Origin of the sequence: Nocardia araoensis NBRC 100135 (assembly GCF_000308435.1) — a bacterium.
GTDB classification, from domain to species: Bacteria; Actinomycetota; Actinomycetes; order Mycobacteriales; family Mycobacteriaceae; genus Nocardia; species Nocardia araoensis.
The window spans coordinates 1-13,805 of record NZ_BAFR01000156.1 but is presented as its reverse complement, the minus strand read 5'-3'; the positions used below and the strand labels follow the sequence as shown (position 1 = coordinate 13,805).

General features: G+C 68.7%; 10 protein-coding genes, 1 tRNA gene and 1 pseudogene. 6 read left to right on the top strand and 6 right to left on the bottom strand.

Annotated elements, in window-relative coordinates; genetic code table 11:
* Positions 1–205: pseudogene (locus ON21_RS21440) on the top strand (PDZ domain-containing protein); the annotation flags it as partial.
* Between the two features lie 123 nt (positions 206–328).
* Here ON21_RS21440 and ON21_RS21435 read toward each other — a convergent pair.
* Positions 329–910, bottom strand: coding sequence for a PPA1309 family protein (locus tag ON21_RS21435; protein ID WP_039800200.1), 582 nt, complete (start codon positions 908–910; stop codon positions 329–331).
* A 210-nt stretch (positions 911–1,120) separates the two neighbouring features.
* On the opposite strand from ON21_RS21435, the gene ON21_RS21430 reads away from it, so the two are divergent.
* On the top strand, positions 1,121–4,123 hold the full coding sequence (locus ON21_RS21430; protein WP_039800205.1) for a UPF0182 family protein: 3,003 nt from the start codon (positions 1,121–1,123) through the stop codon (positions 4,121–4,123).
* Between the two features lie 82 nt (positions 4,124–4,205).
* On the opposite strand, the gene ON21_RS21425 is transcribed toward ON21_RS21430, so the two are convergent.
* Positions 4,206–4,751, bottom strand: a complete 546-nt coding sequence (locus tag ON21_RS21425) for a transglycosylase family protein (protein ID WP_039800199.1) — start codon at positions 4,749–4,751, stop codon at positions 4,206–4,208.
* Positions 4,752–5,283: 532 nt separating this feature from the next.
* Between ON21_RS21425 and ON21_RS21420 the strand changes: the two genes are divergently transcribed.
* A tRNA-Met gene (locus ON21_RS21420) sits at positions 5,284–5,357 on the top strand.
* An 817-nt stretch (positions 5,358–6,174) separates the two neighbouring features.
* Positions 6,175–6,981, top strand: coding sequence for a VOC family protein (locus ON21_RS21415; RefSeq protein WP_039800198.1), 807 nt, complete (start codon positions 6,175–6,177; stop codon positions 6,979–6,981).
* A 92-nt stretch (positions 6,982–7,073) separates the two neighbouring features.
* Here the strand turns inward: ON21_RS21415 and ON21_RS21410 are convergent, their stop codons facing one another.
* Both ON21_RS21410 and ON21_RS21405 read right to left on the bottom strand, forming a co-directional pair.
* The gene (locus tag ON21_RS21410; protein ID WP_083880786.1) at positions 7,074–7,745 is read right to left on the bottom strand and encodes a response regulator; all 672 of its coding nucleotides are present in this window, start codon (positions 7,743–7,745) and stop codon (positions 7,074–7,076) included.
* Complete coding sequence (locus tag ON21_RS21405; protein WP_245562673.1) at positions 7,742–8,899, bottom strand: sensor histidine kinase; 1,158 nt, start codon at positions 8,897–8,899, stop codon at positions 7,742–7,744. Before ON21_RS21405 ends, ON21_RS21410 begins: the two co-directional genes overlap by 4 nt.
* Positions 8,900–9,126: 227 nt before the next feature.
* Here ON21_RS21405 and ON21_RS21400 point away from each other — a divergent pair, with 227 nt between their 5' ends.
* Positions 9,127–10,056, top strand: coding sequence for a sterol desaturase family protein (locus ON21_RS21400; protein ID WP_039800194.1), 930 nt, complete (start codon positions 9,127–9,129; stop codon positions 10,054–10,056).
* Positions 10,057–10,114: 58 nt separating this feature from the next.
* Here the strand turns inward: ON21_RS21400 and ON21_RS21395 are convergent, their stop codons facing one another.
* Positions 10,115–10,921, bottom strand: coding sequence for a nuclear transport factor 2 family protein (locus ON21_RS21395; RefSeq protein WP_039800193.1), 807 nt, complete (start codon positions 10,919–10,921; stop codon positions 10,115–10,117).
* Positions 10,922–11,164: 243 nt separating this feature from the next.
* On the opposite strand from ON21_RS21395, the gene ON21_RS21390 reads away from it, so the two are divergent.
* Positions 11,165–12,514 carry a TIGR01777 family oxidoreductase gene (locus ON21_RS21390; protein ID WP_039800192.1) on the top strand — a complete coding sequence of 450 codons (1,350 nt, stop codon included), beginning with the start codon at positions 11,165–11,167 and terminating at the stop codon, positions 12,512–12,514.
* 218 nt (positions 12,515–12,732) lie between these two features.
* On the opposite strand, the gene ON21_RS21385 is transcribed toward ON21_RS21390, so the two are convergent.
* Positions 12,733–13,578 carry a MerR family transcriptional regulator gene (locus ON21_RS21385; RefSeq protein WP_039800190.1) on the bottom strand — a complete coding sequence of 282 codons (846 nt, stop codon included), beginning with the start codon at positions 13,576–13,578 and terminating at the stop codon, positions 12,733–12,735.
* Positions 13,579–13,805 lie beyond the last annotated feature (227 nt).

Genomic DNA, 13,805 nt, shown 5'->3' with positions numbered 1-13,805 from the left:
GGGGCCGATCGGCGGCATCCAGTACAAGATGATGGCCGCGCGGGACGCGGGCGCGGAGACCTTCCTGGTCCCCGCCGCGAACTGCGACGAGGCCAAGCAGCGGACCCCCGACGGCCTGCGGCTGGTGCGCGTGGAGAACCTCACCGGCGCCGTGCAGGCGCTCAACGAGATCAACTCCGGCAAGGAGCCGGTCAGCTGCGGGTGAAGTCGCACCGCCACCGTGTAGCCGGCTGAAGGTCACCTCGCTCGCGGGTGGGCCAGGTTGGTCGCGAGGGTGGCACGCGCCATCGCGCGGCAACCGTGTCGCGGCGCACCCGGCCGCGGTACCTCACTCGAGCGTGTGGTGCAGCGCCTCGACCAGATTCGGCGCCAGGTTCGGGTAGGTGCGCAGGTCGAGGTCGGCGAAATCGTCCGCGTCGTCCTCGGGACGCAGCTGCAACAGGCACAGCGAGGCGCCGTCGCGCAGCACCGCGGCGAACAACCGGGCCTCCCGGCGCTCCGGGTGCGCTTCGGCGGCGGCGCGCGCGGCCGCGTCGGCGGCATCGTGGTCGGCCAGCAGCGGGGCGAGCGCGTCGTCGAGCGTCGACTCCGCGTCCGGCGGGAGCACCACGATCTCCTGCACCAGCACGCAACCGCGGACGGCGGGGGGCCAGCTGGTCGTGGCCAGGAATTCGTCCAAGGCGATCGAGCCGCCGGTGATGTCGTCCGGGAACGCCTCCTGGGCCACCGGCGTCAGCTCGTCGCCCTCGTCGAGTTGGTCCTCCAGTTCCGGCTGCGCCGCGACCAGCTCCGCGGTCGGCACCAGGGCGAACATCTGCGGGGGACGCCCCCACCCCTCGGCATCGACGAATTCCGCCACCTCCCGGACGGATCGGGCAAGGACGAGTTCCGCGTGCAGGTCTGGGGTCACGCGAACATCCAATCAAACCGCCGACGCCGGACAGCCGGAACCCGGACGATCGGTTCCTCGGCGCGGCAAGCGCAACCCTGCCAGCTGCATGGTGTCCGATTTCCGTAGAGTGGGCCGAGACGGTCCGGAAGGACCACCCGCAACATCGGACTGCGGCGCATCGGCCGAGCGTATCGGTGCGAGCGTCGCCGGACCTTGGAGAGTGGCATCGTGGGCATGCGGCCCCCCACCGGCTTACCTTCGCTGTCCCGACGCAGCCGTGTGCTGCTGGTGGCGGCCATCGTCCTGGCGGCGTTGCTGCTGCTCGGGCCGCGGTTGACGGACACCTACACGAACTGGCTGTGGTTCGGCGAGGTCGGCTTCCGCAACGTCTATCTCACGGTGCTACGGACCCGGGTGCTGCTATTCCTCGTCGTGGCCGCCTTCGTCGGCCTGGTGGTCTGGCTGGCGCTGCTGCTGGCCTACCGCTCCAGGCCGGTGTTCGTGCCGGTGGCGGGCCCGAACGATCCGATCGCGCGTTACCGCACGACCGTGATGAGCAGACTGCGGCTGTTCGGCGTCGGCATCCCGGTGCTGCTCGGCCTGCTGTCGGGTCTGGTGGCCCAGTCGAACTGGGTGACGGTGCAGCTGTTCCTCAACGGCGGCTCGTTCGGCGAGAAGGACCCGGAGTTCGGCCTCGACGTCGGCTTCTACGCGTTCGACCTGCCGTTCTACCGCATGGTGCTGAACTGGCTGTTCGTCGCGGTGGTCATCGCGTTCTTCGCCAGCCTGGTCACCCACTACGTCTTCGGCGGGCTGCGTCTCACCGGCCGCGAGGGCACGCTCACCCGCCCCGCGCGCATTCAGCTCGCCGTGCTGGCCGGGCTCTTCGTGCTGCTCAAGGCGATCGCCTACTGGTTCGACCGGTACGAACTGCTTTCCAGCAGCCGCAAGGAACCCACCTTCACCGGTGGTTCGTACACCGACATCAACGCGGTGCTGCCCGCCAAGCTGATCCTGCTGTCCATCGCGGTGATCTGCGCGCTGGCCTTCTTCGCGGGCATCGTGCTGCGCGATCTGCGGGTACCCGCGATGGCCGCCGCGCTGCTGGTGCTGTCCTCGATCCTGGTCGGCGCGGTATGGCCGCTGGTGGTCGAGCAGTTCTCCGTGCGTCCGAACGCCGCGGACAAGGAGAGCGAGTACATCGAACGCAACATCGCTGCGACCAGGCAGGCGTTCGGCATCACCGACGACAGGATCGATTACAAGGACTACAAGGGCGAGAGCAGCAAGAGCCCGCTCGAGGTGCCGGTGGACGCGGCGACCATCGGCAACGCCAGGCTGCTCGATCCGAACATCCTCTCGCCAACCTTCACGCAGCTGCGCCAGCTGAAGAACTTCTACGGCTTCCCGGAGTCGCTGGACATCGACCGCTACAACCTCGACGGTGACGTGCAGGACTACATCGTCGCCGCCCGGGAGCTCTCGCCCGCGGCCCTGAGCGGCAACCAGACCGACTGGATCAACCGGCACACCGTGTACACCCACGGCAACGGCTTCGTCGCCGCCCCCGCCAACCGGGTCAACAAGCCGCCGTCGGACGATCCGAACGCCGCCGGGGGCAGCGGCGACGGCGGTTACCCGATCTTCATGGTGAGCGACCTGTTCACGCCCGCGGACAAGCAGCGGATCAAGGTGGACCAGCCGCGCGTCTACTTCGGCGAGCTGATTTCGCAGGCGAACCCGGACTACGCGATCGTCGGCGCGATGGACGGCCAGCGTCCGCGCGAGTACGACTCCGACACCGCGCAGTACACCTACACCGGTAAGGGCGGCGTGCCGATCGGCAACTGGTTCAACCGCTTGGCCTTCGCCGCCAAGTACGCCGAGCGCAACATCCTGTTCTCCTCGGCCATCGGCGACGACTCGAAGATCATCTTCAACCGCAGCCCGCGGGAACGGGTGCAGAAGGTCGCGCCTTGGCTGACCACCGACGGCAACGCCTACCCCGCGGTGGTCGGCGGACGGATCGTCTGGATCGTGGACGCCTACACCACACTGGACAACTACCCCTACGCGCAGACCACCTCGCTGGAGGGCGCGCTGGAGGACAGCATCGACAAGAAGACCGGGCGACTGCTGCCGCGCAAGGAGGTCAGCTACATCCGCAACTCGGTGAAGGCGACGGTCGACGCGTACGACGGCAGCGTCACCCTCTACGAGGTCGACTCGTCGGATCCGGTGCTGAAGGCCTGGCGCGGGGTGTTCCCCGGCGCGGTGAAGCCGGAGAGCGAGATCTCGCCGGAGCTGCGGGCGCACTTCCGCTATCCGGAGGATCTGTTCAAGGTCCAGCGCGAGATGCTGTCGAAGTATCACGTGGACGATCCCCGGGAGTTCTTCACCAACAACGCGTTCTGGTCGGTTCCCGCCGACCCGACCACCGAGGGCGGGACCACGGCCAACCAGCCGCCGTATTACGTACTGCTGGGCGACCAGAAGACGAACAAGCCCACGTTCAATTTGACCAGCGCGATGACCGGCTACAACCGGCCCTATCTCGCGGCCTATATCTCGGTGCGTTCCGACCCGGACGGGTACGGGAAATTCACGATTCTTCGATTGCCAACGGACACACAAACTTTGGGTCCGCAGCAGACGCAGAACCGGATGACGACCTCGCCGGAGGTATCGCGCGAGAAAACGTTGCTGTCCAATTCGAACAAGATCAAATATGGCAATCTGCTGACCTTGCCGGTCGCCGACGGCGGCATCCTCTATGTGGAACCGTTCTACAACGAACGCAACACCGGGCCGAATACGGCGACCTTCCCGCAGTTGCTGCGGGTGCTGGTGAGCTACCGCGACGAGGCGGGCAACGTCAAGGTGGGCTACGCCTCGACCTTGGCGGACGCGCTGAACCAGGTGATCCCCGGTGCGGGCGCCCTGGCGACGCCGTTCGGCGGGGACTCGGGCACCAGGCCCAAGCCCGGCACCACTCCGGTGCCCGCCGAACCGGGCAACAACGGGACCAGCAACGCCTCGACCCCGCCGCCCGCCTCGGCTCCGCCGCCGGCGACGGGATCGTCCGCCGCCAAGGACGCCGCGGCGGCCGAACTCAACCGCAAGATCGAGAATGCGCGAAACGCCATGCGCAGCGGTAATTTCCAGGACTTCGGCCGGGCGCTGGACGAACTGGAAGCCGCCGTCAAGGCGTATCAGGACGCCGGTCGCTGAGTAGCGCCACCGGTCGAACAGGCACAAAGAAAGGCGCCGCCATCATCGCGATGGCGGCGCCTTTCTCGCGGTGCGGGATGCGTCAGCGACCGAGGGAGTCGATCAGCGCGCCGCTCTGGCTCAAGATCTGCTCGAACTGACCCTGCAGGCCGTACTGTTCGGCCAGCTCGCTCGCGGCGGACTGGGCCTGCTCGACCACCGACTGCGTAGCGCTCACGGCGGGCTGGGCGGGCTCGGGCACGGCGGGGAGTTCCTCGGCCTGGGCCAGCGTCTCGGGCTCGGAGGTGCCCGCCCGCAGGTACTGGCCGCACACCGGCCACGCGCCGGGGCCCTGGGTGGCGAGCACGTTCTCCGCCACGCGGATCTGCTCCGCCTTGCTGGCGGTGTGGGCCGAGCCCTTGCCGCCGTTGGCGGCCCAGGTGCTCTGCGAGAACTGCAGGCCACCGTAGTAGCCGTTTCCGGTGTTGATCCCCCAGTTGCCACCGCTCTCGCACTGCGCGACGCCGTCCCAGTCGTGGGTCGCCGCGGAGGCGGAGGCGGTGGAGAATGCGAACGGGACGGCAACAAGAGCGCCGGTGATGGCGGCGAAGCCGAGGGCGCGGGTGCTGATCTTCCGGTTCTCAGTCATGGTCGTTTCCCTCCCTGCGCCCGCCGGCACGGCGATCGAGCCTTCTGCCGTGCCCCTGTCCCCAGGTCGTCGGGGATCCTCGAGCCGCGGGACAGGGTCACCGGTGTTCGGCGGTTCGAGTTCGAGCCCGTCTCGGATGATCCGGGCCGTGGAGTGACGGTAACGAAGAATTCTCAGCAGATCACATCTTGATAACGCCGGAATTGCATGAAGCGAATAACTCGAATATGCGAGTTTTACCAGGTGGGAAACGTCCTCAACACGCGGAATCTGTGCGAAGTTATCGCATCGTTATGTGAGTGAGATCACCGCGAAATGGTGAACCAGGTCACGTTTGAAGCGTCTATTCGGTGGTCAATCTTGTGGGCGCGGTGTGAAAATCCGCGCTGTCATCGCGATTGCCGCACGATGGTTCCGCGTTCGGTGGCGGGCCGGCGTTTCCTGTCGTGCGGTCTGTTCAACTTCTCGAAACCGCCTCTGAGCTGGCGATTTGCAGACTCTGCGAACCCGTGTGTAATGTTGTGTTCACCGACGCGGGGTGGAGCAGCTCGGTAGCTCGCTGGGCTCATAACCCAGAGGTCGCAGGTTCAAATCCTGTCCCCGCTACTAGGGAAAGGGCTCCGGAACACTGGTTCCGGAGCCCTTTTACGTTTGATCTCGCAGCGGTACGTTCCGCCGAGCAGCTGTGGAAGTGACCCTCGCCCGTAGCGGCGATCACGAGGTGGCGAGGCCGAGGTGGCCTGTCCGACGCCCGGGACGCGTTCGGCCGGGGCGAGAGTGCACCGTGGGGTGTCTGTCGAACGCTCGCGGCGGGGCTGCGCTAGGAACACCCGGTGCACGTCGTCGTACACCGCCGCACCCGGCACGACGTCGTGGCATCGGTCTCGCCGAGCATCCTCCTGTGCGGGCTCGGAGACCTCCGCGACGCGTTGCGGCCACTCGTCGCATGGGTCCCCCTCGGTGCGCTCATCATGTCTGTGAAGTGGCGGATCCGGTGTCCACGGCGGAGCGGTTGCGGCAGGTGTGCTCGCGCACGATCAGCCCGCGAAAATCGGCGTTTGCGACCCCTTGACTAGCGCGAAATGAGGAGGAAACTAGTCATTACACCGGAACACCGAATCGGTGAGCGGACTGTCAGCTGAGACGTCGGCAGGCAGTGAAGACACCGAGACAGGATCCGGCTAGGCCCCCGGCAGCCAGTCGCAAAACCGGAGCCCTCAGCGACGACTGAGGCTTACGGAAACGACGAGACTACCGGGGACTGATCTGTATAGGGGGTCTTTCGCCTGGGTTTCCAGGCTCGGGAACTGGACCGGAGCGCCCGGGCGAATCTGCCCGCTCCAACGGAATGCTGGTGGTTGACTAGCCGTGTGCCGGCTGTCTCGGCCGCACATTCGGCAACCCGTATCAGGAGGCACCCGCAATGCCCACTCATGACGGAAGCTGGCCGCAGGGAACACCGTGCTGGGTCGACTGCCAGGTCGACGACCCGGCGCGCGCCCGCGAGTTCTACGGCGCACTCTTCGGCTGGGAGATCGAAGACAGCCCGCCCGAGGCGGGGGGATACCTGATGGCGATGCGCAACGGCCGTGCGGCCGCGGGCATCGGACCCAAGCCCGAAGGCATGCCCATGCCGTCGGTGTGGACCACCTACCTCGCCGCCGACAGCGCCGACGCCATCGCGGAGAAGGTGAACGCCGCCGGCGGTTCGCTGATGATGCAACCGTTCGACGTGCTCGACGTCGGACGCATGGTGGTCGGCGCGGACCCCACCGGCGCGGTTTTCGGGATCTGGGAGGCCAAGGCCCACAGCGGCGCGGGCGTGTACAACGAGCACGGCGCCTATTGCTGGAACGAGCTGCACACCAGCGACTACAAGAAGGCGCAGCAGTTCTACGCCGATGTGTTCGGCTGGCACTACACCGAGATCGGCGACGGCGAGAATTTCGTCTACTCCACCTTCAGCCTGGCGCAGGACGGCGACGCCGTCGGGGGTGTCAACGATTCCACGAAGATGCCGGGCGACAACCCGTCGTATTGGCTGGCCTGGTTCCAGGTCGGCGACACCGACGACGCACTCGCCAAGGCGCGCGATCTCGGCGCCACCGTCATGTCCGGACCCGACGACAGCCCGTTCGGCCGCATGGGCATCGTCCAGGGCCCGCAGGGTGAGGTCTTCGGTGTCATCGATCCGACGACGACCGTCGGGGAGCCACCGACCGGGGCGTGAGTCGTCCGACCGGCGACAACCGAGCCGCTGCGCTCGGTTGTCGCTCTCGGCGGAACTTCCCTGGTTCCGCCGCGGCGGGGCGTCGAGATCGTTCACTCCGAGCGCGCCGACTCCGGCGACACCAGCCCGTGCTGATGGGCGTAGACCACGGCGTGGATGCGATCGCGGACGCCGAGTTTGGCGAGGATGCGGGAGACGTGGGTCTTCACCGTCTCCTCGCCGACGCCGAGGTGCGCGGCGATCTCGGCGTTGCTGCGCGCGTCGGCGAGCAGCAACAGCACCTCCAGCTCACGGGCGGTGAGCTGATGGACCTCCGGCGGGGTGCGTGGCGGAGCGAGGGTGTTCGCGAAACGGGAGACCAGGCGGCGGGTCATCGACGGGTCGATCAGCGCGTCGCCGCGCGCCGCGATCCGGATGGCCGTGACCAGCTCTTCCGGCGGAAGACTCTTCAGCAGGAACCCGCTCGCGCCCGCCTGCAGGGCGCGATACAGGTTGGCTTCGCTGTCGTAGGTGGTGAGCACCAGCACGTGCGTACCGCCCGCGGCCACGATCGCGGCGGTGGCGGCGAGCCCGTCCAGTTTCGGCATCCGGACGTCGAGGATCGCGACATCGGGTCGCACCCGGGCGGTCTCGCTGATCGCGGCGCGGCCGTCGCTCACCTCGGCGACGCAATCCAGGTCCGGCTGGCTGTCGACGACGGCGCGCAGGCCGGAGCGGAACATGCTGTGGTCGTCGGCGATCAGGACGCGGATGGGCGTGTTCACGATCCTCCGATCGGCACCGACACCGTGGTGTGCCAGTGCGTGGCGTCGTAGCCGTAGTCCAGTTCGCCGTCGAACAGCTCGGCGCGGCGGCGGATTCCGTTGAGGCCGCGCGGGACGGCGCGGTCGGCGGCGGCCGGTTGGCGGGCGAGGGGATTGGTCGCGCGCAGCACCATCCGCTTGGGCAGGTACTCCACCTCGAGTCGCGCGTGCGTGCCGTCGCCGTGCCGCAGCGCGTTGGTCAGCATCTCCTGCACGATGCGGTACAGGGTGATGTTCAGCGAGTCCGGCAGTTCCAGGGCCTCGCCGCGCACGCTGGTCTCGACGTCCAGCCCGGCCGCGCGGACATGCTCGATCAGCCCGTCGATGTCGGCGAGTCCCGGCTGGCGCTGCCCCTCGTCCTCGCGGCCGTGCAGCAGGTCGAGCTGGCGGCGCAGATCGACCATCGCGGCCCGGCTGCTGGACTCCACCGCGGACAGCGATCGGGCGGCGGCCTCGTTCGCCGTGCCGCCGAGCGCCAGCCGCGCCGCGCCGGCGTGGATGCCGATCGCGCTGACGTGGTGGGAGATCACGTCGTGCAGGTCGCGGGCGATGGCCGCCCGTTCCTCGGTGACGGCTCGCTCCACCGCCGTCCGGTGCTCCTGCTGCCGCAATCGGGCCCGCTGCTCCAGATCGGCGATGTAGGCGCCGCGCGCCGCCGTGTAGCGGCCGACCAGCCACGGCACACAGCCCGCGGAGATGGTCGCGGCGAGCAACACCCGCCAGTCGTGTGCCGCGGCGCTGTCGGTGAACACGTGCGCTCCCGCGACTCCCGCGCACAGCAGCAGCATGGTGAGCACGGAAGTCGGCCCGGCCAGCCATGCTCCCGCGCGATATCCCGCCACCAGGAACCCGACGTCGGCGAATCGCACCGGGAATCCGTGCCGGTACAGCAGCAGCGCGGCCAAGAGGCGCACGAACACTTGCACCACCGCGACCACACCCGCGGTCCGGGGCGGGGCGGCCAAGGCCAGATCGGCGATGACGATCGCCGTGACGGCGGCGACCGTCTGCCACGGCGCCACCGCGAACACGCCGCACAGACCGAGCACCACCGCGTCGATGGCGGCGGCCACCACGGCGACGATCACCGACTGACGCGCCAGCGACCTGCTCACATCCAACAGTTCGTCACCGCCTCCGTCTGGGTTCCGGTGCCGGTCCTGAGGGTGATCCTAATGATCGGAACCCATCGGAAGGCGCCGCACGGACGACAACTCTGCCTGTGTGCGGGAGCTGCCGCGTCCCCCGTGCGGGGGACGCGAAGTCCCTCGTCGGCGCGATGTTTTCCCAGGCCCGTGGCCGTAGCGTCGGAGATCGACGGCAGACGGAGAAGGAGTACCCCATGGGCCGTGTGGAGTTCGAGTTACTGACCTACGCCATTCCAGCATTCGCGGTGCTCATGCTGGTCGAGTGGATCGCCTACCGGCGCGATCCCGACCGGTCCGACAACGGCGGATCGGCCCGCGACACCGCCTCCAACGTGGCGACGTTCACGTTGGGCAGGCTGGTCAAGCCACTGATGCAGTATCTGGTGCCGTTCTCGGCGGTGGTCGTCGCCGCGGCGATCACGCCGCTGCATCTGTCACCGCGGTCGTGGTGGGTCTGGGTGCTCGGACTGATCGTCACCGATCTCTGCTACTACTGGGCGCATCGCGCCGATCACCGGGTCCGGCTGATGTGGACCGCGCACAACGTGCACCACTCCAGCGAGCACTTCAACCTCTCCACAGCGATCCGCCTTTCCTGGCTGCACCCGATACCGAACATCCTGCGTGGACTGGCCTGGGTGCCCGCGGCGCTGCTGGGCTTTCCGGCCTGGATGATCTTCCTGCTCCAGGGCATCGGACTGCTCTACCAGTTCCCGATCCACACCCAGCGGGTCAGGACGCTCCCGCGGCCGATCGAGTTCCTGTTCAATACCCCCTCGCACCACCGCGTCCACCACGGGTCCAACAAGCCCTACATCGACAAGAACTACGGCGGCATCCTCATCATCTGGGACCGTATGTTCGGCAGCTTCGCCGCCGAGTGCGAGCCGGTGCGCTACGGCCTCACCAAGAACATCGGTACCGACAATCCGCTGAAGGTCAACTACCACGAGCTGGCGGCGCTGATCCGCGATGTGCGCGGCGCGAGCACGTGGCGCGGACGGCTCGGGTACATCTTCGGCCCGCCCGGATGGACCGAGCACCCCGCGCCGCCTGCCCCGGTCGAGGAACCGTCGCCCGCCCGCGCCGAGGAGCACCTCCCAGCCGTGCAGCTCGCGTCCTGATCGACTGTCGAGATCGACGGGTAGCCGGGCGGCGGGAGCCGTCCGGCTACGGCCAGGGTCAGACGGACTCGAGGTAGAACCGCAGACTCGCGATGCCGTCGCCGCCGGGCGCGAACTCCACGACCGCGACTCCGGGTATCGCACCGAGCCGCACACTCGCCGTGACGGTGCGCCCGGCGGCGATCACCTTGCTCCAGCGCATGTTGCGGGCGCGATTCGTGAATTCCTCCACCGACACCGGCGTGCCCGCGGGCAGTTCGATGTCGACCCGATGCCCGAACAGCTCGCGCACGCGGCTCAGATCGGTGCTCGCCGCGGCGGCGAAAAGCCTTGCCGTGGTCCGCTTTCCACGACGACCCACGCCGCCGAGTGCCTGCAGCATGCCCAGCGCCCCGCCGACGCCCTGGTTGGCGATCAATTGCGGGCCGAGCTTCAACGCGGCGGCCAGGCCCGGCAGCCCGGTGCGCAGCAGTCGCCAGATCATGCCCGCCAGCTCCCAGTGCGCGGCCAGGTAGGCGATCTTCCATGCGCCGTCCTGCTCGATCAGCCGGTAGCGCAGATGCATCGGGACGAAGACCGTGGCGCCGGTGGACATCGTGGTGACGATGGTCAGATCGCGCAGCACCGTCGGTGGATGGACCAGGTCGCGCTCGACCCGGAACGCGATGGTGTTCGGGCCGATGAAGGTGTCGTAGAAGCGTTCGATGGCGGCGCGGCCGACGTGCGGGCGGGAGCCGACCGGGTCGTTGACCTCCGCGTCGGGGGCGAACAGGCCGACCCACGCGGACTTGTCGTGCGCCGCGACCGCGCGCGGCGACGCCTCGACGGCCGTCAGCAGCGCAGCGCCCGAGTGATCCAGCGGCATGGCAGAACCTCCGTCGACGTGAACCGGACTGGACACATGGTAGAACAAGTTCTAATTCTGGCGTCGCGTTCCGTGGCTGGGAGCCGGGGCGGGCTTGCGCGGACGATTCGGTCGTCGGCTGGATCGAGTCAGTATTGCATCGGATGAACCGGCCGCCGGTGGGAGTGCTGGTACTCCGAGTATTATCTCCGAAAAGCGATGCATAGACGCTGCGTCGAGTCGCTTCGGGGTTACAGTCAGGGCATGGGTATCGAGTACGCGAGCGTCATCGATCTACCCCGGTCCGAGGTGTTCGCCTGGCACGCGCGCCCCGGCGCCCTGACCCGCCTGGCGCCGCCATGGCAGCCGGTGTCCCCGCGCGCCGAAGCGGACTCGCTGTGCGACGGGCAGGCGGTGCTCGGACTGCCCGGCGGGCTGCGCTGGGTGGCGCGGCACGACTCGCGGGAGTACGACCCGCCGCGCCGGTTCGTCGACGCGGTGACCGTCGACGGAATCGGGTCGCTGCCCGCCGGGCTGCTGCCGTGGCGGCACACCCACGATTTCGAGGTCGTCGACGAGACGCGCACCCGGGTGGTGGACCGGGTGGACGCGCCGGTGCCCGCCGCGGTGCTGCGGCCCATGTTCGCCTACCGGCACCGGCAGCTCGCCGACGATCTCGCGGCCCACGCGCGGGCGGCGGGAGTGGGGTTCGTATCCAAGACCGTCGCGGTGACCGGAGCATCCGGCACGATCGGTTCGGCCCTGACCGCGTTCCTGTCCACCGGCGGGCATCGCGTGGTCCGGTTGGTCCGGCACCCGCCCCGCGCGGCGGACGAAAGGCACTGGGACATCGCTGATCCCGTGCCGGACCTGCTCGACGGTGTGGACGCGGTGGTGCATCTGGCCGGAGCCTCCATCGCGGGCCGGTTCACCGAGGGCCACAAGCGCGCCATCGCCGACAGCCGGATCGGGCCGACCCGCGCGCTGGCCGAGGTGGCGGCCAAGGCGGCGGTGCCGGTCTTCGTGAGCGCTTCGGCGATCGGCTACTACGGCGCCGATCGTGGCGACGAGGCGCTGACCGAGCGGTCCGCACGTGGCGCGGGCTTCCTCGCCGACGTGGTCGAAGGATGGGAAGCCGCGACGGTCCCCGCCGCGGAAGCGGGGGTGCGGGTGGTGCGCGTGCGTACCGGGATCGTGCAGTCCCCACGCGGCGGCACGCTGCGGTTGTTGCGTCCGTTGTTCACGGCCGGGCTGGGTGGGCGCATCGGTGACGGTCGGCAGTGGCTGTCCTGGATCGGGATCGATGACCTGATCGACGTCTACCACCGGGCGCTCTGGGATACCGGATTGTCGGGTGCGATCAATGCCGTTGCCCCGCAACCTGTTCGGAACGCGGAGTACACCAAGGTCCTCGCGGGCGTGCTGCGTCGGCCCGCGCTGTTCCCGGTCCCGGGATTCGCTCCGGCACTGCTGCTGGGCCGCGAAGGCAACCGGGAAGTCGCGTCGGCCAGTCAGCGTGTCGTGCCCGCTCGGCTGACCGAGGCCGGTCACCGGTTCCGTGCACCGGCCCTGGAACCGGCGCTGCGGCATCTGCTCGGCAGGGCTGCGGAGTGACTCCGGCGGTGCTGCCGCTGTCGACGAATGCCTCCAGCTCAGCACCGACTCTGAAATTGCGCTCTTTTTGCTGCGATGCAGCGACAGCCTGACTATGAGTCGAATATGCATCGTTTGAGCTGAACCTTGGCCGCCGACCGTCGAGCGGGGTCGGCGAGGACGATGTGCGCCCTCGACACATCCGACGATGGATCGGCTCCGGCCGCCGGATGCGTCGCTCAGGCGAGCAGGTCGGCGGCGTCGAGCAGGCTGTCGACGCGTCGCACGCCGTCGGGGAGGAAGACCGCCTCCCATCCGGGGCCGCCGACCAGGACTCGCGCCCCGGCGTCGAGGCAGGCGCGCACCGCGGAGGTCAGCGCGGTGGACTCCTGCTGCGACCACAGCAGCACGGCGGCGGGGCGTTCGAACCGGGCCAAGGTGTCGGCGAGCGCGGCGGCGGGCACATCGGCGCCGAGCATCCGCGCGCCCACGCCGCGTTCGGCGAGTGCGGCGCGCAGCACCTCCAGTGGGAGCGAATGCGTCTCCCCGCTGGTGCAGGCGAGCACCACCGGCGTCGTGCCGAGGGACGCCGACGGCGGGTTGGTCCGGTGCAGCACCGAGATGACGCACCAGGACAGCAAGTGCTCCACATCGATGCAGCCCTCGCCGCCGAGCTGGCGGTCGACGATGTCGGCGAAAGCCGGGCGGCACAGCAGATTCCAGGTGTCCACCACGCCGAACGCGCGGACATGCGCTTCGATCCGGTCGGAGACCGCTGTGGTGTCCAACGCGAACGCCGCTTCCAGCAGTGATTCGCGGCGGCCCAGGGTGGGCGCAGGCCCGCGCACCGCCGCGGCGGCTCCCGCCGGGCTCGCCCCCGCGCGGATGAGGGTCAGCATCCGCTCGAGCATGGCGATGTCGGCCTCGGTGTACAGGCGGTGCTTACCCGGGCGGTGCTGCGGCGGGCCGATGTCGTAGCGGCGGTTCCAGCTGCGCAGCGTCGCGGTCGGGATGCCGAGACGTTCGGCGACCGCGCGCACCGTGTATCCGGCCGCGTCGGACACGGGGACGGGACCGGCGGGCATCGCCCCATTCTGCCCGCCGCAGGCGGGATTCGTTCCACCCGGCCGGTGGGTGGGTCCGCGCGGCGGCGCCACGTCACCCTCGAATTCGTGCCCGAGCTGTCGTCCTCGGCGTCATCGATCCTCCCGGAAAGAACGCTTTGCATCAATTATGCATCGTTCTATGCTAGTGTGGTCCGCGTCGCCGATTTCCGAGGAGTTAGCGTGCACCGTCGAAATCCGCTGCGTAG

Excerpts from the sequence above, each read along its gene's own strand:
- ON21_RS21425 (WP_039800199.1), bottom strand. The coding sequence starts at position 4,751 with ATGACTGAGAACCGGAAGATCAGCACCCGCGCCCTCGGCTTCGCCGCC.
- ON21_RS21400 (WP_039800194.1), top strand. The coding sequence starts at position 9,127 with ATGGGCCGTGTGGAGTTCGAGTTACTGACCTACGCCATTCCAGCATTC.
- ON21_RS21385 (WP_039800190.1), bottom strand. The coding sequence starts at position 13,578 with ATGCCCGCCGGTCCCGTCCCCGTGTCCGACGCGGCCGGATACACGGTG.
- ON21_RS21390 (WP_039800192.1), top strand. The coding sequence starts at position 11,165 with ATGGGTATCGAGTACGCGAGCGTCATCGATCTACCCCGGTCCGAGGTG.
- ON21_RS21415 (WP_039800198.1), top strand. The coding sequence starts at position 6,175 with ATGCCCACTCATGACGGAAGCTGGCCGCAGGGAACACCGTGCTGGGTC.
- ON21_RS21395 (WP_039800193.1), bottom strand. The coding sequence starts at position 10,921 with ATGCCGCTGGATCACTCGGGCGCTGCGCTGCTGACGGCCGTCGAGGCG.